This window comes from Acetatifactor muris (assembly GCF_024623325.1).
In the GTDB taxonomy this organism is placed as follows: Bacteria; Bacillota; Clostridia; order Lachnospirales; family Lachnospiraceae; genus Acetatifactor; species Acetatifactor muris.
The window spans coordinates 126,555-147,378 of record NZ_JANJZD010000012.1 but is presented as its reverse complement, the minus strand read 5'-3'; the positions used below and the strand labels follow the sequence as shown (position 1 = coordinate 147,378).

Here is a 20,824-nt window from a genome sequence, read left to right as displayed (position 1 = left end):
ATTTAGCAAGCATAGGAAAAGAGTACCCTTTTCCGTAAATCCCCCTGCCGACGCTTCTGCGCTGGACGGGGGATTTTGCTTGTTGGGAAGTGTCCCAAACCCTCTTGAAAAAATAAAAATCTTGGCAGAAAGCGCGGGTGCAGCACAGCAGACCGGGCAACAATAAAAAGAGCAGCTTCCGCAATGCTGCCATAAAAGAAAGGAGAATACACGAATGAGCGAAACATTTTCAATCTTAATCGACAGCCGCAGCCGTTTTGAAACCGGGCAACCGGGCGGCGTGTGGCTATCCATGCCGACCACCACGGAGCAGCTTCACGAAGCCATGAAAAGCGTCGGCATTACTGCGGACAATCCGCAGGATTTTTTTATCAACGGCTTTGCCAACACCGAGGAATATCCCTTTGATGTGCCGCTTCCTGTTATCCAGCGCAGCACCATTGACGAGCTGAACTATCTTGGAAAGCTCATGGAAATGCAGAGCGACGACGACCGGGATAAATTCACGGCGGCGGTGACGCTGGGGGAACACGCCGGGAGCGTGAAAGACCTTATCAACCTTGCACAGAACCTTGACTGCTACTGGATATACCCCACTGTCCGAAGCGAAGCCGACTATGGCTATTACCTCATTGACGAGCTGGACGAATTGGAGCTGCCCGAAGAAGCAAAGAAATATTTCAATTACGAGGAATACGGGCGGGACGCAGTAAAGAAAGACCGGGGACAGTTCACGGAGCAGGGCTATATCTACAATAACGGGAACACCTTTTCACAGTGGTACAACGGGCGCGAAAGCGACATACCGCAGGAATACAAGGCAATGAGTTTTCCGGAGCCGGAACACCCCGACCCGGATAAGCTGGAAAAGGACGAAGCCGCGCCGGGACAGGAAGCCGCAGAGCCGCAGCCGCCGCCCCAGCCGCGCCCGGTCAACCCGATTATCCTCACCGCCGACAAGCCCGCTGAAAAGCTGAAAGAGATCACAGACCGCTTGGAGCAGGGAATTACAGAATTGTTTGACAGTGAACGCTACAAGGAATATCTGCAAGTCATGTCAAAATTCCATAATTACAGCTTCAACAATACGCTGCTGATCGCCATGCAGAAGCCCGACGCTTCCCTTATCGCCGGATTTAACGCATGGAAAAACAACTTTGGACGGAACGTAATGCGCGGGGAAAAGGGCATACGCATACTTGCCCCGTCGCCGTACAAAATCCGGCAGGAGGTAGAAAAGAAAGACCCGCAGACGGGAAAGACAGTGATCGGAGGGGACGGGAAGCCCGTCACGGAAACAAGGGAAATCCAAATCCCCGCCTATAAAGTCGTCGCCGTGTTCGACGTGTCGCAGACCGAGGGGCGGGAGCTTCCCAGCATTTCCGCAAACGAGCTGACCGGGGACGTGGAACAGTACGAAGATTTTTTTGCCGCGCTGGAAAAGACCTCTCCCGTCCCTATGGGCTTTGAGAAGATCGAGGGGACAGCACACGGCTACTACCACTTGGAGGAAAAGCGGATTGCCATTGACGAGGGAATGAGTGAGCTTCAGAACCTAAAGACCGCTATCCATGAGATCGCCCATGCGAAGCTGCACGACATTGACCTTAACGCCCCGCAGGAGGAACAGCCGGACAGACCCGACCGCCGCACCCGTGAAGTACAGGCGGAAAGTATCGCTTACACGGTATGCCAGCACTACGGGCTTGACACGTCTGATTATTCCTTTGGGTACGTCGCCGGGTGGAGCAGCGGGCGGGAGCTTGCGGAGCTGAAAAGTTCCCTTGAAACAATCCGCGCCACCGCCGCCGAGATCATCAACACCATTGACGGGCATTTTGCAGAATTGCAGAAAGAACGGGAAGCCGCGAAAGAACAGGAAGCGGAAGCACAGACCCAGCCCGACCTTACCGCCGAGCCGACCGTCACAATCCTTTGGAGTGAAAGCAGCCAGTTACGGGAGGGCGAAACAATCCCCCTGTCCCGTGCAAACACCCTCATTGAAGCCCTTGACGAAGCGAACCTTGAAAGCCCCGGCTATGACAAGACCGAGTTCCGCATTGATTTTGTGATGAACGGCAAAGCCGACCAATACGAGGGGCGGCAGGACTTAGGCGACGGGGAGGGCGCATTGATCGAGCATATCGAAAAATACCATGCCTACTATGCCAATGACCCAAACTGGAATAATTTTCTTTTAGAGCATGAGGGCGAGGAAGCACTGGAAGCCGACAAGGAACACCGGGCTTTTCTCTTGAATGAATTTGTCCCCTATCTGAAACTGCATTGCAACCTCTCTGAAATGGAGCGTACCGCCGGGGAAGCCCTGCAAAAAGACAATCTGACCCCTGCTGAAACCACCTACCATACCGCCATGCAAGCCTATGTTTCCGAGTGCCGGGGACTTATCAATCAAGGCGAATATAACTTACCGCCTGTCCCCCAGCTCAAAGATTTTGACGTGGAGCTGCAAGCCTATAAGGAACACGTCAAGGAGGAAATCGCACAGGAAGCAGCCGCCGCAGGAATGACCGTGGAGGAATACGCCGCCAATGGGTACGAGCCATACACCGCGCAGGAACAGGAAGCCGCCTATCGGCTGGATAACGGCGATTATCTTTATATACAGACCTGCGAAAGCGGCTACGACTATACCTTTTACCGGGAGGATTTTTCAGAGATCGACGGAGGGCAGCTTGACAACCCCGATCTTTCTATGCTGTCTGCCCGTGATGAAATCCTTGCGCTGCATGAGCGCAAGGACACAGCGATAGAAAAGCTGGACGTGGAAGCATTTGAACAGGCACAGGAAGCAGCACAGACCGCCGAACCGCAGGAGCCGGAGAAACCCGAAGCACAGGAAAAGCCGCAGGAGCCGGAAAGCCCTATTTCTGAAAAAGCAGATACGCCGGAACAGGCAGAGTCAGCCACGAAACCCCTTACGGATTTACAGAAAAAAGCGGTTGAGATTGCAAAGCAGTACGAAAATCTCCCCTTGCAGGATAAGATCGGAATTATCGCACAGTCTTTCGGCGGCACGTCCGGCAAAATCGAAACTTCCCCATGTACGGGAAAATGGCGCGGCACAAGCGACGTATCTATCAAGTTTGACAGCGGCGCGACCCTCTTTATCGGCAACCACAGGACATCACAAGCCAAAACCGCAAAGGTACAGAATGAAGATGTCAACGCCGCGCTGGTGCGGTATAACCCGGAGATCATAGCCGCCACAAAGGAAGCCGCCATTTCCGCACTTAGGAAGCGGGAAGCAAAGGACAATGAGATTGCAGCACAAAAGGGATTGAAGCCCTACACCCTGCTTAATGTGGAGTTTAACGACGGTACGGACGAAAGAAGCGGCGGGCATATCGGCTGGTACTATGTGACATTAGCAGTTGATGATAAAATCTGCTCCCATATTGAAACAGGCTTGAACTATGACATACTGGACGGGAAAGTAAGCGATACCCCCACAAGGGAAAATTACTTTGCGGCAGGGGCATTGAAAGAAACCGACGTTGACTATGTATTCAACAACGTGGGCTTTTCCTCAACCTCTGACCTGTATTCGCTGCCTGTCCGTGATGATGTGCTGGAACGTGCGGAAAAAACGCTTGCACAGCGGAAAGAAGCACAGCCGGAGAAAACCGCCGAGCCACAGACCCACACGGCAGAGCAGCCGGAAACAGCCGTTACTTACTACCCGATCAACGAGAACGCCGCCCGCCGCGCAAAGGAAGCAATCAGTTTTTCCGATTACAAGCCCGGAAGCGCAACGGCAGAATACCGCCACTATGTAGACGAAGCCGCCGAGCTTGCCGCAAGGCAGAAAAAGCGCGTTGACCCCTCTTTCCATGCGAAGATCGACGGGCTGCTTGACACCTACGCCCGGAAGTTAGCGGAAAATATGAACAAGGGAAATGAAATCACCGCCCGCGTCCCGTCGATTATGATTGCCGGAGGTTCTAATTTCCCCGTCCGCAAAAAGGAAAAGCAGAACGCCGCCGCAGATAAAAATATGCAGGAGTTTAACGAGATACAGGGCTTGCTTGACAAAATCCGCAGTACCGGCATGGGCGGTATCAGTGCCGACGACCCTAACGCCGTTTCTAAGCTGGAAAGCAAACTTGCGAAGCTGGAAACCTTGCAGGAAACCATGAAAGCGGTCAATACCTATTACCGCAAGAACAAGACCCTTGACGGCTGCCCCCACTTATCCACGGAGCAGATCGAAAAGCTGAAAGCGTCCATGTCCGGGAGCTACCGGGCGAACCCGAAACCTTTTGAGAGCTACCAGCTATCCAACAACAACGCGGAAATCCACAGGTTAAAAGACCGTATCACCGCCCTTACCCGCCGCAAAGAATTAGGCTATGTGGGCTGGGAGTTTGACGGGGGACGTGTGGAAGCCAATACAACGGATAACCGCTTACAGATTTTCTTTGATGAAAAGCCGGATAAGGAAATCCGGGAAGAACTGAAAGGGAACGGCTTCCGCTATGCGCCCAGCGCGGAAGCATGGCAGCGGCAGCTAAACGATAACGCCATTTATGCCGCCGACCGTATCAAATTTATACAGCCCCTTACCGGGGAACGCCCTACCGAGTTACAGAAACGGGCAAGGCAGGAAGCCGCCGCACAGAAAGAAGCCGAGCCGGAGCAGCCGCAGGAAGCAGCACAGGACACGGAGCCGGGGGACGCTTCCACGCCGGAAACATTCTGCAAGGTGCGGCAGAACCCATACAGCGACAGCCGGGAAAACAGCTATATCTTGCAGGAATATGTATCACAGGATAACGGCATGGCGAAGCTGGGGGATATTCTCTACATGGGAACGCCGGAGAAATGCCGGGAGCTTTTGGGGAAGCTGGAAGCCGGGGAGCTGACACAGGGCGACGTGAAAGAACTTTATGCAAAGGCGCAGGAAGCGGAAAAAACGGACACAGCTTTACCCGACCCCACAATCAGCGTTGCGGATATGGAAAAATACGGCTACAAGTGGAACGGTATGCTTCCCTTACAGGAAACAGCCGCCGCGCACCTTTTTGAAAAAGAGGATATGCAGATTTTCCTGCTTTACAGCGACGGAAGCGAGGGCATAGCCGGGAGTGTTGACGAGATACAAAACCACGCGGAAAAAGGCGGCATTTTCGGCGTACATAAGGAGGACTGGATCGCCCTCTGCGAGTACCGGGACATGAAACAGGATTTAGCCGGGAGCGAAGCCGCAAAGGAAGCCCTGCGGGAATATGGCGTAAAAGACACCTTTTCCATTTACCAGCTAAAGGACGGGGACGGTATGCGGGACTACCATTTTGAGCCTTACGACCGCCTGCAGGCGGCGGGGCTTGCCGTGGAAGCAGCGAATTATAATCTGACCTACACCGCAGAGCTTACGCCGGGGACTTCCCTTGAAGATATTTATACCCGTTTCAATATCGACCACCCCGCAGACTTTAGGGGACACAGCCTTTCCGTGTCGGATATAGTGGTGCTTCATCAGAACGGGCAGGACACCGCCCATTACGTTGACAGTTTCGGCTATAAGGAAGTGCCGGAGTTTTTGCAGGAGCAGACACAGCAGCCGGAAAAGGCAAATCCCCTAAAGCACGTCGAGGACACTATCGAGCAGAACGACAACAATTTTGACGGTATCATCAACAACACCCCCACCACTGACGAGCTGGAAGCAAAAGCACGGAGCGGCGAACAGATCTCCCTTGCCGAGTATGCCGCCGCGCTGAAAGCGGAACAGGAACAGGGCAAGGAAAAGAAGCCGGGGAAAAAGGCAGAAAAGAAGCCCTCTATCCGGGCGCAGCTCAAAGCCGACAAGGAACGGGCGGCGCAGAGGAAACAGGCAAGGAGTAAGTCGCAGGACTTGGAAAGGAGCTGACCCTATGGGGAAATTAAATAAATTTGAAGATGTGGACGTGTTCGCTTCCCTTGAAGCCATAATGAAGCAGAACACGGGATTTTATCAGAGCGATTTTGACATTGACAGACAGATCATTGCGGAAAAGGCGGCAAGCCCTAATAAAGAGGATAAGACCCTTTTGTGGCTTTCCCGCCCGTCCGGGACTTACTGCTTCCGGGAGCGTGACGTTTTCATCAAGGACACCGCACCGAATAACACATGGCGTTTCTACAAGGAGCAGACCCGCGACCTTATCCTTGCTTATGCCGTGGAGCTGACCGGGGTACAGGGCGGGAAGATCAAGGGCAACCTGTATGAGCTGGACTATGAAAAGCATTATGAGCGCGTCAAGGATAACACGGTTGACGCGGGGACAGTAACGCTTGTTTATGAGCAGGGGACGCGGGAGCAGCCAGCAGACCGACGCTTTGACGGTTATCCCGACCCCCAGCTTGGAAAGTTTGAACGCTTTGAAGTACAGCCGAAAGACCCGGAAACCCTGCAATCCCTGTTACGGGAGGAAAAGCACAGCCGGGACAAACTGACACCGGGGGACTTTGGGGCGCATATCGAAGCCCTGCATAACAATCTGATTGAGCGGGAAGCGCGGCGCATTGTGGCAGACATGAAAAAGCTGCCTGTCCCCAACAGCCCGGACAAATCACATTTCATGGTGGAGCTGTCCCCGGTATTCACCCGGCTTGCGTCCACAAAGGACACGGAACGGCTTTTCTCCATGCTTCCCTATAAGACCCTTTCCTTTTCCGCACTGAAAGACCAGCGCGGTACATACGCGCTGATCGGAAAGGACGAGAACCGGGACAGGGAGGTAAAAAAGCCCCGCCCCTCTGTCCGGGCGCAGCTTGCACAGGATAAAAAGAGAACCGCCCCGAAAAAGGCGGCAAAAAAGAAAGATCACGGATTGGAGGTATGAGCATGAACAGATTTAACAGTAATTTCACGGTGGAAGAAACCAACCTTTTGAGTATCTACATGACAGGCAGCAAGGAGGGGCTTGTCGTAGCCATGAACGCCGCGCTGCCCTTTATGGAGGGGGAAATGCGGGACTTTGCCGCCCGCACCCTTGAAAAAGTGGTGTGCATGACCGAAGCGGAATTTGCGGGGCTTGCCGTTTACCCCGCCGACGAGGTATGAGCGAGGTCAAGCGGCTCACGCCGCCCCAAAGCCGGAAAGTCAACGCCCTTGTGCGCCGGACGTGCTGCAACTGCGATAACGGCAACTGTATCTTGCTGGACGACGGGGACTATTGCGTATGCCCGCAGCTCATTTCCTATTCCCTGCTCTGTAAATGGTTCCGTATTGCGGTACTGCCCGCCGATAAGGAGCTGTACGCCGAGCTTTACCACACGGAGGATATGCGCCGTTGTAGCGTATGCGGTGCGCCCTTTGCGTCCAGCTCCAACCGGGCTATTTACTGCCCGGACTGCCGGAAACGTATCACCCGCAGACAGACCGCCGAGCGCATGAGGAAAATGCGGGGGAATGTGACGCGGTAGGGGCAAAATAAGCCTTGATTTATGCGGCTTTCCGGGCGGGAAAATGAAGCGGCAAGGGATTTATACCTTTACCCCCGAAAATGCCGTTCTATTGCGTAACATTTTGGTATCTGCACCTATAAGGAAACCGGGGCGCGGTGGCTATGTTGATAGCTGCCGCGTCCCGGCTCTTTTTCGTTCTACAAACTTGAATTTAATTTTGTAACTGCTCAATGATAAAATCTACATTTTCCTCAATAGACTTCGTTCCATCAATGCGTATGATAGGACATTTCAAAGATTGTATCCATTCTTCAACAGTGTTTTCTGGACGAGATTTAACAAATTCAAAGAACTTTTCTTCCTGCTCATATAAATCGCCGCCCATTGACATTCTATTACCGAATTTTTGAAAAGAACGATTTCTAACTCGTTGTATCCGAATATCCTTTGAAACGTCAATCAATACGGCATACCGAAAGAAAGGATAGATATGTTCTCCGTAATCCCCCTTTACAGAAGCAAAAACAAAATTCTCATGTGCTTTAATCTCACTAAAAAGGAGCTTTTCAACTTCTTCACGAGTGCGTGGGGAAGAATAAACATAGTTAGGGTTTGTCTTGGGAAAATATAAATTTTCGTTGTCTATAAAATGAAAATCTAATTTCTCTGCAAGAGCTTTCCCCAATGTACTCTTACCAGAACCATTAAGACCACAAACAATAATACCTGTTCCCATATGATGCTCCATCAATCCCGATTTGTTTATATCTGCATTGCCAGTTCAAATTATATGATATTGCACTTCAAAATTCAACCATATTTCAATATTATCCGCGCTCTGTTCCCCTTTCCCTTTCCGGCTGCTTCTCTGCCTGTAAAATACTGTCAATGTTCCGCTTGATAACATCATATTCCGCAACCTGTTTTTTCAGCTTGCCATAGTCGGCATAAAGGGCTTCTTTCTGTTCTTGGAGCTTTTCATACTCTGCTTGCAGCGCGGGGACGCTGGGGAGCTTCCCGCCGATCTGCGCCGCTTTCAGTGCCTTTGCAGCGGCTTCATGTAGGATAATGCCCCGTTCATGCTCTGCCCGGTACTTCTCTTTGTTCCGGGCTTTCTTGTAGGCTTCATAGAGGGGCTTTGTCTTTTGGTAGGTAGTGACATTCTTAATCAAGACCGCCATATCCGCAAGCCGCTTTTCCACGTCCTTTAGGCTGTCCCCTGCCTGTCCGCTTGCCGCCGTGATTTCCTCTATCCGGGTGAGCAGATCGGCGTACTGTTCAATCCTGTTTTCGGTAAGGAAATTCATAGTCTTTGCCGCCTGTTTGAGATTGTGGATTTTCGCCCACTGTTCATAGCCCCGGCTCTGCTGCGCCTTGATACTGTTCTCAATGTCAATGAGAAGATTAACGCCCTTGCGCTCTGCCTTTGGAGCTTTGGCGGCACGGGTACGCTTGCCCGCTATCCGTTCCCTTATGGCTTCCTCTGTATAATCTGCGCCGAGGGTTTTTAGGCGGGTAAAGCGTTCCTGTCCCGGTGCGCGGCATGAGATATATTTTCCCGGCTTGATCTCATAGCCCGCCGCCTGTAACCGCTGCAACAATTCTTCAAAGTCGGACACTTGGGGAATGAGCGCGTCAACGGCGGTCTTTAGCTTGCCTTTCCAGCTTGTTCCCGTTTTCTCCGCTTGGTACTCCGCATAGCTCTTTCCCTTGCTGCCTTTGCCGGGGACGACGACAGACAATCCATTATCCCGGCACAGCTTGTCGCTCATGTTCCGTATACCGTAATACGTCCGCTTGTTGGAAACATACTTGTGATGATCTACGAAGTTGACCGCACAGAAAATAATGTGGTTATGGATATGCCCCTTGTCAATGTGCGTCGTCAATACATACTCATGCTGTCCCTTTGTTACCGCGTCGGCAAGCTGCCGCCCGATCTCATGGGCTGTCTGATAGTCCACTTCCCCCGGCGCAAAGGACTGTATCATGTGAAAGGCTAAATTATTTCCCTTATCCCGCGCTTGCGAGAGGGTATAGCCAAACTCAATGTCTGCCGTTTCATAGGAGCAGCCGAAAGAGGACACAAGCATTTTCCCGTCTGTCTTGTCCGGGTTTTCGATATAGTCAAGGGCTTGGCTTAGAGTGCTTTTAATAGGCTTAATCTTTGTAACCGCCATATTTCCGCAAGCACCCCCTTGATTTCCTCTATATCCTCTTTGTAGGCGTTCCCCGTCGCGTTTACGCGGTGTGCAATCTGATTGACATTCACCCCGATCTTCTGTATCTCCGCTGTCATTGCTTTTATGTCTGTATGGTCTACTTGGATAATGTACCCGTCAATGGCAATCTTGCGCAGATATGCCGCCATGTTGTTTGTGGGGACGAGCTTCATTTTTTCCTCAATCAGTTTCCGTTCGTCCTCTGTCACATAGAATTTGACCTGTACCGTCCTTTTCCGTCCGCTCATGCGTTTTCGCTCCTTTCCGTTTTCATAGAGGGTTTGGGACACTTCCCAACAAGCAATTTCTGACCGACAAGCCGCAGGGCGCGGGCGGGAAGAAATACGGAAAGGGTACTCCTTTCCTATGCTTGCTATGAAAGTTTTTCTCTACTCCCTACAACACAGAAAAAAGCGATTATGCCAAACTCCATAAAAGAAAAACGCTGCAACCTCAAAAGATTTGCAACGCTTCATAGCCACTATTCAATTTTAGACGGACAGTGTTATTTTTCCTCACCCTCAACCTCTGCAATCTCCCGCGCCGTGGCGGTGACTATTCGTATTCCCGTATCGCTCATATCGTCCAGCAATGCATCAAGCTGCCGCCGCTGGGTATTTTTCCCGGTGGGCTGCTCCAAAAGGAATTGATCTACCGAGATATTGTAACGTAGCATAAGCTCAAAAAATATCTGCAAGCTGGGGTGCTGCCCCTTGTTCTCAATATTCGCAAGGTAGCGTGGGGATATATACATTTCGTCGCATACCTTTTTCCGGCTCTCCTTGCGTCCTGTCCGCGCCGCCTTGATTGCCGCCCCAAAAGCTCTAAAGTCATATTGTGGTACTGGTCTTTTTGCCATAGTTATTCACCCTATTACATTTTACTGTTCACCTTTCCTCTTGGATATGCTTACACAATTCTGCTTATTAGCTTAAATAATTCCTAAACGCTATAACAAACGCCTTGAATTTATTCGGCTAACCGTATATAATTATACTGATAGAGTTTGGAGAAAAGGAGAATGAAAATGTTAGAGTTTATTTCTGCCCCGGAAGCAGCTAAAAAATGGGGTATTTCAGAAAGACGGGTACAAAAGCTATGTGAGGAAAACCGCATACCCGGTGTGGCAAAATTCAGCCGTATGTGGTTGATACCAAAAGACGCAGAGAAGCCTGTTGACGCACGTAAAAAGGTAGTTCAAAAAGTAGATAAATAATTGAGAATTGTCTGCTATCTTCAATTTGATACGGAGGTGCAAAAAATGAATACAAAAATATTGATAGTTGATGATGAAATAGACATTGTGTTAATGCTCCGTAGCTTTTTTGAAAGCAAAGGCTATCTTGTTTTATTTGCCACAAATGGCGAAGAAGCATTAAAACAAATAGAGCGGCAACCAAACATTATTTTACTTGATATAAATATGCCCGGATTGGACGGCTTAGAAGTTTGTGAACGCATTCGCAATTATATATCCTGCCCTATCCTTTTTTTAACTGCCCGAATTGAAGATACTGATAAGGTAAGGGGGTTTGCCGCCGGTGGTGATGATTATATAGTCAAGCCTTTTTCGCTTATGGAGCTTGAAGCAAGGGTAATCGCCCACTTGCGGCGGGAAAAGCGGCACAGCTTTGAAGCACAGGTAAGATTTTCCGGCGATTTGACGATTGACTATTTAGAGCGTTGTCTGTTTTTTTCCGATAAACGTGTTGGGCTTGCGAAAAAGGAATTTGATATTGTAGAATTGCTATCCCAAAATCCGGGACAGGTCTTTGATAAAGAACGGATTTATGAGCGTATTTGGGGTTACGACAGTGAGGGGGACAGTAGCGTTGTAACAGAACATATCCGCAGGATACGAACAAAAATTGCGGCGCATACTGACCGGGTGTATATTGAAACGGTTTGGGGGTGTGGTTACAAATGGATAAAATAGAACGTCCCGGACGAAATTTATCTCTCCGAAAAAGCCTTATATTTTATATTGTTGTTTTTGCTGTTATTGCCATAATTCTTTCAGTAGTGACATTTTCGATATGTGGTAGCATTGCCAATAAAATCAAATCATCTTATCCTTTAACTGGTGAAAAGTATTACTTGACGAATGAACAGGGTGAACAGTTGGGTAATGGTGCTTTTATCGGTGATACAACTATCCCAATGTCTAAACAAGACGAACGCGCAATAGCCTTGTTGGAGCTGATACCTATAATTGTTACACCTGTTTATTCTGCTTTATGTATCATGGCGGCGTCTTTACTGTTTTATAGAAATAAATTGAAAATCCCGCTTGCAGAACTGCGGGCAGCGTCTGAAAAAATATCAAACAACGATTTGAATTTTTCAATCGAATATGACAGTAAAGACGAATTAGGGCAGCTATGTACTTCCTTTGAAATTATGCGGACTACTCTTGTGGGTAACTTTTCTGAAATGTGGAGGCAAGTCGAGGAACGCAAACAACTTAATGCTGCCTTTGCGCATGATCTGCGTACTCCGCTTACAGTATTGAAAGGGTATGATGAAATGCTGCAAACAAGCGAGCATTCTCAAACTAAAGAAATTGCCGTTACTATGGGAAAGCATATATCACGTATGGAAACCTATGTAAGCAGCATGAGCAAACTCCACCGCATAGAAGATACACAGCCGGAGTGCAAACCTATTCTTTTGCAGCCATTTCTATCTTCTCTGTATGAAAGTGCAAAAATTGTATGCGCACAAAATGAAAAAGAGCTGCGTTTGCAAAATGAAGTGTCTGTTTCACGGCTCTCTCTTGATAGTTCGTTTATTTCACAAGTATGTAATAATCTGATTTCAAATGCTGTACGGTATGCCCAAACTACGGTAACATTATCTTTCGCTTTAAAGGATAACATTTTTTTGCTTTCGGTATCAGACGACGGAAAAGGCTTTGATAAAAATAGTCTGCATAAGGTAACAGCTCCATATTTTACAGAGGAAACAGACCATTCCGACCACTTTGGACTTGGGCTATATATATGTAAATTACTCTGCGAACATCACGGCGGCTATTTGAAAATTGACAATATTCCAAATGGTTCAAAAGTTTCTGCATTTTTTGAATCAATGCCTTGTAGATAAAAAGTAGATAATTCCCCTTTATACTCTCCATGAAAACACATGGAGAGTATTTTTGCTTTCAGTGAAGAAAGGAGTTTTATATGGAATTAAAGACAATCGAGCTGACCAAAAAATTTGGCTCAAAAACTGCTGTAAACCATTTGAATATAACTCTGACAAATGGCGTTTATGGCTTGTTAGGCGCAAATGGGGCTGGAAAGACTACATTTATGCGACTGTTATGCAATATTCAAACTCCCACGTCCGGGAAAATTGTTTTGAATGGTAAAAACATTGTGGGACTTAATGAAAAGTACCGTGATCTTTTAGGTTATCTCCCACAACACTTTGGCTATTATCCCGATTTTTCAGCACTTGATTTTTTGCTGTATGTATCTGCCCTAAAAGGATTAAGTGAAAAAAGAGCAAAGAAAAAATCAAAGGAACTGCTTGAAGCTGTTGGCTTATCTGCTGAAAGCAGACATAAGATTAAAACCTTTTCCGGCGGTATGAAGCAGCGTTTGGGGATTGCACAGGCAATGCTCAACGATCCCCACATTTTAATCTTAGATGAACCAACGGCGGGGCTTGACCCAAAAGAGCGTGTACGCTTCCGTAATTTGATAAGTGCCTTTGCTAAAAACCGCATTGTGATTTTGTCAACACATATTGTTTCAGATGTAGAATTTATCGCAGAAGAAATCATTATGATGAAATCGGGGCAGATTATCCACTTTGGGGAACCGCAGGAAATTACTTCGGAGATTAACGGGCAAGTATGGGAATGTATTGTCCCGGCTGCTCATGCTGAAAGATATGCAGCTTCATTTAATACAAGCAATCTCCGTAACACAGACCGGGGCGAAACGATATTAAGGATAATTTCTGATCGTCCGCCTATGGAAAATGCAGTAAAAGTGCAACCGAATTTGGAAGATTTATATTTATTTTACTTCAAAGGAGATACAGAAGAATGAAAAAACTAATTCAATTTGAATTGAGGAAAATATTCTCAAAACGTCTTACACAAGTTACTTTAATAGCATTGTTGCTTTTGTCGTTCCTTTTGGGTTTTTCGGCTTATCAAAATATGTATGCCTTTGACGGAAAAAACCGCGAGGGTACAGGGCGGACAGCCGTTGAAATTGATAAGTCTGTCGCAGAAAAATATGAGGGAATATTAACTGATGAAAAGGTACAACAAATGATTGCAGAGTTCAAGCCTACACAGGATTTGCATGGTATGAATGCAGTGTATCTTTATCAAAACTCCTTGCAATCGGCTTTGTTTCGTAAATTTTCTGATATGAATGGCAACTGGAATGGTCTTAGTGTTTCTGATGTATTCGGAAATGAAGAAATCAAGATTGGATATACACATGGTTGGCTCAAAACAAGTGAAAATATGGTAAGAATATTTATAGTTTTATCATTAGTTGTCGCTATTATGACTGCACCTGTTTTTTCGGGAGAATATGGGGGCGTTGACAATATCATTTTAACAAGCAAGTACGGAAAAACAAAATGTGCAACAGCAAAAATCATTGGAAGTATTTTAGCCGCATTGATTGTAACTATCGTTGTATCGGCAATTAACCTTATATATGCTTTTATACTGTACGGAAACGGGGGGCTGGATTGCAGTATTCTCTTTGCGCCTGCGGACTTCGTTGAGGGATATATTCCATTTAATATTACCTGCGGTACATTGTTAAAATATCAAATACTTTTGGCTTTTACCAACACTATTAGTATTACAGGTATTACATTGGTTTTGTCTGCTGTATGTAAAAATCAAATGGTAGCATTAGTCGCTTCTGCTGCAATTTATCTTTTCCCTATCATGCTGCCTGTTACTGAAACAAGCCCATTATTCAAAATCATTACACTTTTGCCACTGTATCACGCACAGTTTGTTTCCCTCATGTCGGTAGAACAAATAAGTGGTAATGTACTTTATGCACTAATGGCTGTACCAGTTGCATTGATACTTATGGGGATTGGTGTTTTTATTTCCCGTAGGATTTTTGCAAAACATCAAGTTTCATAAATAGACTAATTAAGATATATAAATCAACATTAAACTGCCGCACGACGGCAAAAGAAAAAAAGCCGTCGTACAGCAGAGGTATTTTCATGCGCCTATTTTACACGGCGGCTTTTGAGAGATCAAAGCCGCCGTTTCTTTTATCCTCTAAAGTAATACGCGGTTTTTGTTAAAGCGGCGGCGAAAGGAGGTAGCCGCCGTGAAGCACAAACCGTATCGACAAAATTCGCCAATTCTTGATTTATCAAAAAAAGCCCGTCCACCACCGGGGCATACTTTACCCATGAATATGAACTGTGTAATCAACTGAATACTGCTTACAATTCCCTTGCGTCCGTTTGCATTTTGCAGACGGGCGTATTTTGCTTTATCCTCAAAAAATTTTTCAAAAAGACCTGCTTTCGTTTGGCAGTTTTTGAAATTTTTGTGGTGTGGGGTATGAAAGGGGAAATCAAACAATCACCCGCTTTCGCGGACGCGAAAGGAGGTGAGAACATGAACGAACCTAATCGTACCGAATGGGAAATACGTTGCGCTTTTAACGGTTTCTGCAAACGGGCGTTGAAGTATGAAGCAAGCAACGCCCACCGTGACGTAAGACACCACCAACTGCGTGAAGTTGCTTTTTCAAGCCTGTTGCCGCAGGAAGAAGAACAGCTTTACACAACTGACCGTCATTTTGCGAATGAAGAAGCTGATGATAAGTCTTTTTATGTGGCTGGAATGGAAATTACGCCGAAACTTTTGGCTGACGCTATACACGCGCTGCCGGAAGAAAAACGCGACACGGTATTACTGTATTATTTCTTTGAAATGAGCGACCCGGAAATAGCGAAGCTCCTTAATATTTCAAGGAGTACGGTACAGTACCGACGGACAAGCTCTTTTGAGCTGCTGAAACGCTATTTGGAGGAACGAGCCTATGACGAAGAACAGTAACAGCGACCACGACGAACGCGGTTTGTTGCCGTTCCCGGTAATCATAGCCGCAACCAAAGGCGACCCGGACGCAATGAAAATTGTGTTGAGCCATTACGAGGGCGATATGCTTACCCTGTCTGTCCGCAAAATGCGCGACGAGCGCGGTAATACATATTACGGGACAGATCAGGACATATACGACCGTCTGCGTTCCCGGCTTATCCGGGCGGTATTGGATTTCAAGGTCTGATATATCCCCGTGTTTACGATCCCCTTTCCGCAAACACGGTATGTTTGACCTGTTTTGAACCTTGACAAAGAAAGCGGCGCAAGATAACGGCGGCGCAGTATAGGGCAGATCGGGTACGTCCCTTTTGCGCCGAGCCATACGGCGGGTGCGCCATGACGCTATCCCGGTAGGATTTCTCCTGCCGGGACAGCCGAGCGACCAACACCGCGCCGGGGAACAAGTTTAGCAGCTTGCGGGCGACGACCGCGCAGAATATACAATGATACTCCCTTACCGCCACAGTCCGAGCGTTCAAAGCGTCGCAGGCAATGGGTAGGGCTGCATGAGAACCATGCAGGGGTGAAACTCCCGTGAGGTTATGCTGATAACCGCCCGATCACAGCCCCTTTTTAACTATTAACCTTTTACCCATTTTGAAAGGGGGATTTATAGAAATGAACAATGCTGATGTGCCTATTTGGGAAAAATACACGCTTACCATTGAAGAAGCGTCAAAATATTTCCGCATTGGGGAAAACAAGCTGCGGAAACTTGCAGAAGAAAATCCCACGTCGGGCTGGGTGATCTTGAACGGGAACCGTATTCAGATCAAGAGGAAACAGTTTGAAAAAGTCATTGACACACTGGACGCAATTTAGCAAAAAGATAGTGAAAAAGAGCCTTGAATATGCTATAATAGATATAGGCATATCAAGGCTCTTTCCGACACGGAAAGGAGCAAAACAATGTCGGAGAAAAGACGAGATAACAGAAACCGCATTTTGCGTTCGGGAGAGAGCCAAAGAAAAGACGGGAGATATGCTTATAAATATACTGATACTTTTGGCAAAGTGCAATTTGTCTACGCTTGGAAGTTAGTGCCTACGGACAAGACCCCTGCCGGGAAGCGTGACGACATATCCCTTAGAGAAAAGGAAAAAGAGATACAGAAAGACCTTGACGACGGGATAGACACAATCGGTAAGAAAATGACGGTCTGCGAGCTTTACGCGAAGCAGAACCGCCACCGGGGAAATGTAAGGCACAACACCACAAAAGGGCGTGAGCGGCTGATGAAGCTGCTGGAAGCGGATAAACTTGGTTCCTGCCCTATTGATAGTGTGAAGCTGTCCGACGCGAAAGAATGGGCGTTGCGCATGAAAGAAAAGGGAATATCCTATAAGACCATAAGCAATGACAAGCGTTCTCTGAAAGCTGCTTTTTATACAGCGATACAGGACGATTGTATAAGGAAGAACCCCTTTGACTTCCAGCTAAACACCGTGATCGAGGACGACACAGAGCCGAAAGTACCTCTCACAGCGGAACAGGAAGAAAGCCTTTTATCCTTTATGGAAAGTGATAGCGTCTATCAGAAATACCGTGACGAGGTTATCATACTGTTAGGGACGGGGCTTAGGATTTCCGAACTCTGCGGGCTGACTGACACCGACCTTGACTTTGAAAGCCGGGTAATCAATGTAGACCACCAGCTTTTACGGAGCGCAGAAACGGGCTACTACATAGAGAAGCCCAAAACGCAGAGCGGTATCAGACAAATTCCAATGAGTGAAAAAGTGTATGAAGCGTTGGGGCGCGTGTTGGAGAACCGTAAGGGAGCGAAAGCGACCACCATTGACGGGTACAGCAATTTCCTTTTCCTTAACCGGGACGGTTGCCCGAAAACGGCAACCAGCTATGATAATATGTTCCGGGGGCTTGCAAAGAAGTATAACAAGTGCCATGAGGAAGCGTTACCGAAAGTAATGACACCCCACACCCTACGCCATACGTTCTGCACCAACTTAGCCAATGCCGGAATGAACCCGAAAGCGTTACAGTACATCATGGGACACTCCAATATCACTATGACGCTGAACTACTACGCACACGCAACATTCGCTTCCGCAAGGGCTGAAATGGAAAGGCTGATTGCAGCATAGCCGCAGACGGATTTACTACTTCTTTTACTACCATTGAGAGGGAAAACCTAAAAGGTTTTGAGAGTATATGAGAACTTCTCCCCATATCTAAAATGCCGGGAAAGCCCGAAAATACGGGCTATACCGACATATAAGAACTTCTAAAGAGATAATCTAAATTCACCAATAATTTTTCTACAAAAAAACACTGGTTTCCCTATGAAAAACTCCTCTTTTTTCATATTGATACCAATTTTCTGTCTCTGCTATAATAAAGTCAGGTAAAGGCATTGCGTCGCAATAGCCAAAACCAGAACATTTCCGGGAGGAACCACATGTACACTCTCAAACAGCTGACTCAAAGCACAAGGCTTTCGGACCGCACCCTTCGCAATTACCTGGATGCGGGCATTCTTCACGGTCGAAAAGAAAACGGCATATGGACCTTTACCCCACAGCAGGTCAGCGACTTTTTTCAGAACGAAACGGTGCGGTCGGCAATCCAGGCTAAAAACAAATCGATTGTGAATGATTTTTGGAATGATACACATAAGAAAACGAATTCCGCCTGTATGATCTGGGATATGCCGGAAGAGGATCCCGTACGCCTCATGCATTTTATCTGTGATGCTGTCAATCGAAAAGAAGGGATGACGATGTCCTTTGAAAGCAGGCAGGACAAGAGCCGGATTATCTTAAGCGGAAGCGAAGCCGATATCTTTGAAATTCTGACGGAATACCATCGTCAGTTTCCATAAAAAAGCATATCCGGCATCATTCTGAGTGCGTATCCATCTGAAAACGTTTTCCATCATGGTAAATAATGTGACAGCTCCGTGTCCGGTACAGGCCGTCAGGAAAAACCATTTACCGTCAAAAATCAAATTCAGCCCCGGAGAAGGAGAATGCCATGAAACTGTTATCTCTATATGAAGCAGTAAATAAAATTTTAAGCCGACTTGACTTCAGCCGGCTGTACTCTCATTTCAGCAAATACAGATTCGCACTGTATAACCACACTGAAATATGTCTGGATGGGAAAATCATACCCTATGATCAGCGATTTCTCGCCAATACCTCCATCCTGTACGAAGGAGACTACATCGCAATCTGGAATGTAGCGCCTGAACAGCAGGCCTCTCTCGATGCGGAGCTTCTGGCCTATGGGATCGTCCACGAAATGTTCCATTGCTTCCAGCTCCAACAGGGCGAGGAGAGGTTTCCCGATGACCTGAAATTACTGGTCTATCCCTCCGACCCGGCCCATTACGCCGCCAAGTACCAGGAAAATCAATATCTGATAGATGCCTTCTCCGGCTGCAACATAGAAAGTCTGGTTCGGTTCTCAGAAATCAGGAATGCCCGTCTTGCCGGATACGGCGGTCTTACGGAAGAGCTGAAAGCAGAGACCATAGAAGGCGTGGCTGAATATGTGGGTCTGAAGGCCCTGAAAATTATCAACGAAGAAAAATATTGGAAAATCACTCTGGATTATGTGGATAAACTGAAAAACAATCTGGACCTGCTCTTCGATATCCGAAGAATTTCTTATTACACAGGCCCCCTCTTTTGCCTGACTCTGGAAATGCTGGGACTGCCCGTCAGGAATGAATTCCATGGCCTGCCTGTCTATCGGCAGAATATCCCTTTCCCTTCCGTCTCAGCAGAAGCAGCCGCACCAAATACCGCCTTGCTCACCGAGGTTACCAACCGTTTCCAGGCCCTGACGAAACGCAGACAAAGCATCCTTTCCACCCACATGGCCCAAAGCACCTGTGTGGAATATCCCGCCTTCATCTGCGGGTATGACCCCATGAATATGTTCCAGGTGGAAAATCTGCTGTACTGCAGTCACTTTGTCTTCCTGCAAAAGGGCGCCGAAACCATAAAAAAAGAAGGCCCGATTCTCCTTATGCTGAAAGAAGACTCGGACCGTGAGATTGCGGGATATTATGAATTGTCCCAATAGTCTTTCTTTTCGGAAATGTTATATCCTCTCTTCTTCCTTACTTTTGGCCGTTCCCATATTCCTTTATTATGTCCAGGGCCTCCATCAGCTCCGCCGGCACAGTCATATCCGCGCTCCGCATCCCCTCCTGCAGCTGTTCTTCCGTCCGAAAGGTGACGATGGGAACAGTGGGGAATGCCTGCCGCATCAGATACGCCAGAGAAAGCTCGCTGACAGGCAATCCCCAGTCCTTAAGAAGCCGCAGAATCTGTTCATTCTGCTCATTCTCATACTGCACCCGCAGCTGTGGCCCGATTTCCTCCCCGCGGATTCGCTTGCTCAGATACCCCTGGGCCATGGAAGTGTACGCCATGGCACTTTTCCCGGTTCTGCGGTGATACTGCCAGGTGTCGTCGTCCATCAGTACCAGTGTCCGGTCCGGCACGCCCTCCCTGTTGATCGCCGCCAGACTCCACATCAGCTGATTACACACGAATCCCGGAATTCCCTGGGCCTTCGCGCATTCGTCGGCCTCAGTCAGCCGTGACAGCGTCCAGTTGGAGCAGCCATACCAGCGAATCTTGCCACGCCTTCTCTGCTCTTCCAGCGTTCCCAGCAGTTCTGCAACCGGCACCGTCACATCATCCCGGTGAAGAAAATATAAATCCACATACTCTGTCTGCAGTGCCTGCAGGCTCTCATCCAGGTCCTCTACAATGCATTCCGGGGTTACCCTGGGCACGGAAGTTGCCTCCATGGCCGGATGACATCCTTTCGTGCTGATGATTATGTCTCCGCGTCTGCCGCTTCGTTTCAGCCAGCGCCCGATGACATGCTCGCTTTTGGCCCGCTCCCCCGGCGTCCAGTCGCCATATACATGGGCTGTGTCGATAAAATTCCCGCCCAGATCCAGGAAACGTTCCAGCTGCTCTCCCGCCTGCTTTTCCGCCATTTCCACACCGTACTTTACCGTCCCCAGACAGACATCAGATACTTTCAGATCCGTGTCCTGCAATACTTTATACCGCATAATCGCCT

General features: G+C 48.0%; 21 protein-coding genes. 15 read left to right on the top strand and 6 right to left on the bottom strand.

Annotated features, from left to right (window positions below):
- Nucleotides 1-232: 232 nt before the first annotated feature.
- Genes NSB25_RS13435 through NSB25_RS13420 form a run of 4 tightly spaced genes read left to right on the top strand, consistent with a single transcriptional unit; the run spans nt 233 to nt 7,431 of the window.
- A complete protein-coding gene (locus NSB25_RS13435) occupies nt 233-5,893 on the top strand; it encodes a YodL domain-containing protein (protein WP_257479263.1) in 5,661 nt (1,886 codons plus the stop codon).
- A gap of 4 nt (nt 5,894-5,897) precedes the next feature.
- On the top strand, nt 5,898-6,848 hold the full coding sequence (locus tag NSB25_RS13430; RefSeq protein WP_103240034.1) for a hypothetical protein: 951 nt from the start codon (nt 5,898-5,900) through the stop codon (nt 6,846-6,848).
- A gap of 2 nt (nt 6,849-6,850) precedes the next feature.
- Nucleotides 6,851-7,069, top strand: a complete 219-nt coding sequence (locus NSB25_RS13425) for a transposon-transfer assisting family protein (protein ID WP_103240035.1) — start codon at nt 6,851-6,853, stop codon at nt 7,067-7,069.
- Nucleotides 7,066-7,431 carry a cysteine-rich VLP domain-containing protein gene (locus NSB25_RS13420; RefSeq protein ID WP_103240036.1) on the top strand — a complete coding sequence of 122 codons (366 nt, stop codon included), beginning with the start codon at nt 7,066-7,068 and terminating at the stop codon, nt 7,429-7,431. The genes NSB25_RS13425 and NSB25_RS13420 overlap by 4 nt, the downstream gene beginning before the upstream one ends.
- Nucleotides 7,432-7,624: 193 nt before the next feature.
- Here the strand turns inward: NSB25_RS13420 and NSB25_RS13415 are convergent, their stop codons facing one another.
- The 4 genes from NSB25_RS13415 to NSB25_RS13400 form a co-directional block, all read right to left on the bottom strand.
- Entirely contained in the window at nt 7,625-8,149 is a 525-nt protein-coding gene (locus tag NSB25_RS13415) for an AAA family ATPase (protein ID WP_103240037.1), read from the bottom strand.
- Between the two features lie 91 nt (nt 8,150-8,240).
- Entirely contained in the window at nt 8,241-9,593 is a 1,353-nt protein-coding gene (locus NSB25_RS13410; RefSeq protein ID WP_103240038.1) for a relaxase/mobilization nuclease domain-containing protein, read from the bottom strand.
- Nucleotides 9,554-9,883: a plasmid mobilization protein gene (locus NSB25_RS13405; RefSeq protein WP_103240039.1), complete on the bottom strand. Its 330-nt coding sequence runs from the start codon at nt 9,881-9,883 to the stop codon at nt 9,554-9,556. The genes NSB25_RS13410 and NSB25_RS13405 overlap by 40 nt, the downstream gene beginning before the upstream one ends.
- Before the next feature lie 257 nt (nt 9,884-10,140).
- Nucleotides 10,141-10,494, bottom strand: coding sequence for a helix-turn-helix transcriptional regulator (locus NSB25_RS13400; RefSeq protein WP_103240040.1), 354 nt, complete (start codon nt 10,492-10,494; stop codon nt 10,141-10,143).
- 162 nt (nt 10,495-10,656) lie between these two features.
- Here NSB25_RS13400 and NSB25_RS13395 point away from each other — a divergent pair, with 162 nt between their 5' ends.
- The 5 genes from NSB25_RS13395 to NSB25_RS13375 all read left to right on the top strand — a co-directional run bounded on the left by NSB25_RS13395 (nt 10,657) and on the right by NSB25_RS13375 (nt 14,769).
- Nucleotides 10,657-10,851 carry a helix-turn-helix domain-containing protein gene (locus NSB25_RS13395; RefSeq protein ID WP_334293792.1) on the top strand — a complete coding sequence of 65 codons (195 nt, stop codon included), beginning with the start codon at nt 10,657-10,659 and terminating at the stop codon, nt 10,849-10,851.
- Between the two features lie 45 nt (nt 10,852-10,896).
- A complete protein-coding gene (locus NSB25_RS13390; RefSeq protein WP_103240042.1) occupies nt 10,897-11,571 on the top strand; it encodes a response regulator transcription factor in 675 nt (224 codons plus the stop codon).
- Nucleotides 11,559-12,740 carry a HAMP domain-containing sensor histidine kinase gene (locus tag NSB25_RS13385; protein ID WP_103240043.1) on the top strand — a complete coding sequence of 394 codons (1,182 nt, stop codon included), beginning with the start codon at nt 11,559-11,561 and terminating at the stop codon, nt 12,738-12,740. Before NSB25_RS13390 ends, NSB25_RS13385 begins: the two co-directional genes overlap by 13 nt.
- Nucleotides 12,741-12,820: 80 nt before the next feature.
- Nucleotides 12,821-13,696, top strand: a complete 876-nt coding sequence (locus tag NSB25_RS13380; protein ID WP_103240044.1) for an ABC transporter ATP-binding protein — start codon at nt 12,821-12,823, stop codon at nt 13,694-13,696.
- Nucleotides 13,693-14,769: an ABC transporter permease gene (locus NSB25_RS13375; RefSeq protein WP_103240045.1), complete on the top strand. Its 1,077-nt coding sequence runs from the start codon at nt 13,693-13,695 to the stop codon at nt 14,767-14,769. The genes NSB25_RS13380 and NSB25_RS13375 overlap by 4 nt, the downstream gene beginning before the upstream one ends.
- Nucleotides 14,770-14,913: 144 nt before the next feature.
- Here NSB25_RS13375 and NSB25_RS13370 read toward each other — a convergent pair whose 3' ends face one another.
- Nucleotides 14,914-15,225: a hypothetical protein gene (locus tag NSB25_RS13370; RefSeq protein WP_172455119.1), complete on the bottom strand. Its 312-nt coding sequence runs from the start codon at nt 15,223-15,225 to the stop codon at nt 14,914-14,916.
- A 36-nt stretch (nt 15,226-15,261) separates the two neighbouring features.
- On the opposite strand from NSB25_RS13370, the gene NSB25_RS13365 reads away from it, so the two are divergent.
- The 6 genes from NSB25_RS13365 to NSB25_RS13340 all read left to right on the top strand — a co-directional run bounded on the left by NSB25_RS13365 (nt 15,262) and on the right by NSB25_RS13340 (nt 19,807).
- Nucleotides 15,262-15,705 carry an RNA polymerase sigma factor gene (locus NSB25_RS13365; RefSeq protein ID WP_103240158.1) on the top strand — a complete coding sequence of 148 codons (444 nt, stop codon included), beginning with the start codon at nt 15,262-15,264 and terminating at the stop codon, nt 15,703-15,705.
- Nucleotides 15,689-15,937 (top strand): helix-turn-helix domain-containing protein, encoded by a 249-nt coding sequence (locus tag NSB25_RS13360; protein WP_103240046.1) that lies wholly within the window; start codon nt 15,689-15,691, stop codon nt 15,935-15,937. Before NSB25_RS13365 ends, NSB25_RS13360 begins: the two co-directional genes overlap by 17 nt.
- 434 nt (nt 15,938-16,371) lie before the next feature.
- Nucleotides 16,372-16,575 (top strand): excisionase, encoded by a 204-nt coding sequence (locus tag NSB25_RS13355; RefSeq protein WP_103240047.1) that lies wholly within the window; start codon nt 16,372-16,374, stop codon nt 16,573-16,575.
- Between the two features lie 87 nt (nt 16,576-16,662).
- Nucleotides 16,663-17,859, top strand: a complete 1,197-nt coding sequence (locus NSB25_RS13350; RefSeq protein ID WP_103240048.1) for a tyrosine-type recombinase/integrase — start codon at nt 16,663-16,665, stop codon at nt 17,857-17,859.
- Between the two features lie 314 nt (nt 17,860-18,173).
- Nucleotides 18,174-18,596 carry a helix-turn-helix domain-containing protein gene (locus NSB25_RS13345; protein ID WP_103240049.1) on the top strand — a complete coding sequence of 141 codons (423 nt, stop codon included), beginning with the start codon at nt 18,174-18,176 and terminating at the stop codon, nt 18,594-18,596.
- 152 nt (nt 18,597-18,748) lie between these two features.
- Nucleotides 18,749-19,807 (top strand): hypothetical protein, encoded by a 1,059-nt coding sequence (locus NSB25_RS13340; protein ID WP_103240050.1) that lies wholly within the window; start codon nt 18,749-18,751, stop codon nt 19,805-19,807.
- Between the two features lie 37 nt (nt 19,808-19,844).
- Here NSB25_RS13340 and NSB25_RS13335 read toward each other — a convergent pair whose 3' ends face one another.
- On the bottom strand, nt 19,845-20,816 hold the full coding sequence (locus NSB25_RS13335; RefSeq protein WP_103240051.1) for an aldo/keto reductase: 972 nt from the start codon (nt 20,814-20,816) through the stop codon (nt 19,845-19,847).
- Nucleotides 20,817-20,824 lie beyond the last annotated feature (8 nt).

What these genes read in the sequence shown, in the direction of transcription:
- NSB25_RS13430 (WP_103240034.1), top strand. Translation starts at nt 5,898, where the DNA reads ATGGGGAAATTAAATAAATTTGAAGATGTGGACGTGTTCGCTTCCCTT.
- NSB25_RS13425 (WP_103240035.1), top strand. Translation starts at nt 6,851, where the DNA reads ATGAACAGATTTAACAGTAATTTCACGGTGGAAGAAACCAACCTTTTG.
- NSB25_RS13420 (WP_103240036.1), top strand. Translation starts at nt 7,066, where the DNA reads ATGAGCGAGGTCAAGCGGCTCACGCCGCCCCAAAGCCGGAAAGTCAAC.
- NSB25_RS13415 (WP_103240037.1), bottom strand. Translation starts at nt 8,149, where the DNA reads ATGGGAACAGGTATTATTGTTTGTGGTCTTAATGGTTCTGGTAAGAGT.
- NSB25_RS13410 (WP_103240038.1), bottom strand. Translation starts at nt 9,593, where the DNA reads ATGGCGGTTACAAAGATTAAGCCTATTAAAAGCACTCTAAGCCAAGCC.
- NSB25_RS13405 (WP_103240039.1), bottom strand. Translation starts at nt 9,883, where the DNA reads ATGAGCGGACGGAAAAGGACGGTACAGGTCAAATTCTATGTGACAGAG.
- NSB25_RS13400 (WP_103240040.1), bottom strand. Translation starts at nt 10,494, where the DNA reads ATGGCAAAAAGACCAGTACCACAATATGACTTTAGAGCTTTTGGGGCG.
- NSB25_RS13395 (WP_334293792.1), top strand. Translation starts at nt 10,657, where the DNA reads ATGAAAATGTTAGAGTTTATTTCTGCCCCGGAAGCAGCTAAAAAATGG.
- NSB25_RS13390 (WP_103240042.1), top strand. Translation starts at nt 10,897, where the DNA reads ATGAATACAAAAATATTGATAGTTGATGATGAAATAGACATTGTGTTA.
- NSB25_RS13385 (WP_103240043.1), top strand. Translation starts at nt 11,559, where the DNA reads ATGGATAAAATAGAACGTCCCGGACGAAATTTATCTCTCCGAAAAAGC.
- NSB25_RS13380 (WP_103240044.1), top strand. Translation starts at nt 12,821, where the DNA reads ATGGAATTAAAGACAATCGAGCTGACCAAAAAATTTGGCTCAAAAACT.
- NSB25_RS13375 (WP_103240045.1), top strand. Translation starts at nt 13,693, where the DNA reads ATGAAAAAACTAATTCAATTTGAATTGAGGAAAATATTCTCAAAACGT.
- NSB25_RS13365 (WP_103240158.1), top strand. Translation starts at nt 15,262, where the DNA reads ATGAACGAACCTAATCGTACCGAATGGGAAATACGTTGCGCTTTTAAC.
- NSB25_RS13360 (WP_103240046.1), top strand. Translation starts at nt 15,689, where the DNA reads ATGACGAAGAACAGTAACAGCGACCACGACGAACGCGGTTTGTTGCCG.
- NSB25_RS13355 (WP_103240047.1), top strand. Translation starts at nt 16,372, where the DNA reads ATGAACAATGCTGATGTGCCTATTTGGGAAAAATACACGCTTACCATT.
- NSB25_RS13350 (WP_103240048.1), top strand. Translation starts at nt 16,663, where the DNA reads ATGTCGGAGAAAAGACGAGATAACAGAAACCGCATTTTGCGTTCGGGA.
- NSB25_RS13345 (WP_103240049.1), top strand. Translation starts at nt 18,174, where the DNA reads ATGTACACTCTCAAACAGCTGACTCAAAGCACAAGGCTTTCGGACCGC.
- NSB25_RS13340 (WP_103240050.1), top strand. Translation starts at nt 18,749, where the DNA reads ATGAAACTGTTATCTCTATATGAAGCAGTAAATAAAATTTTAAGCCGA.
- NSB25_RS13335 (WP_103240051.1), bottom strand. Translation starts at nt 20,816, where the DNA reads ATGCGGTATAAAGTATTGCAGGACACGGATCTGAAAGTATCTGATGTC.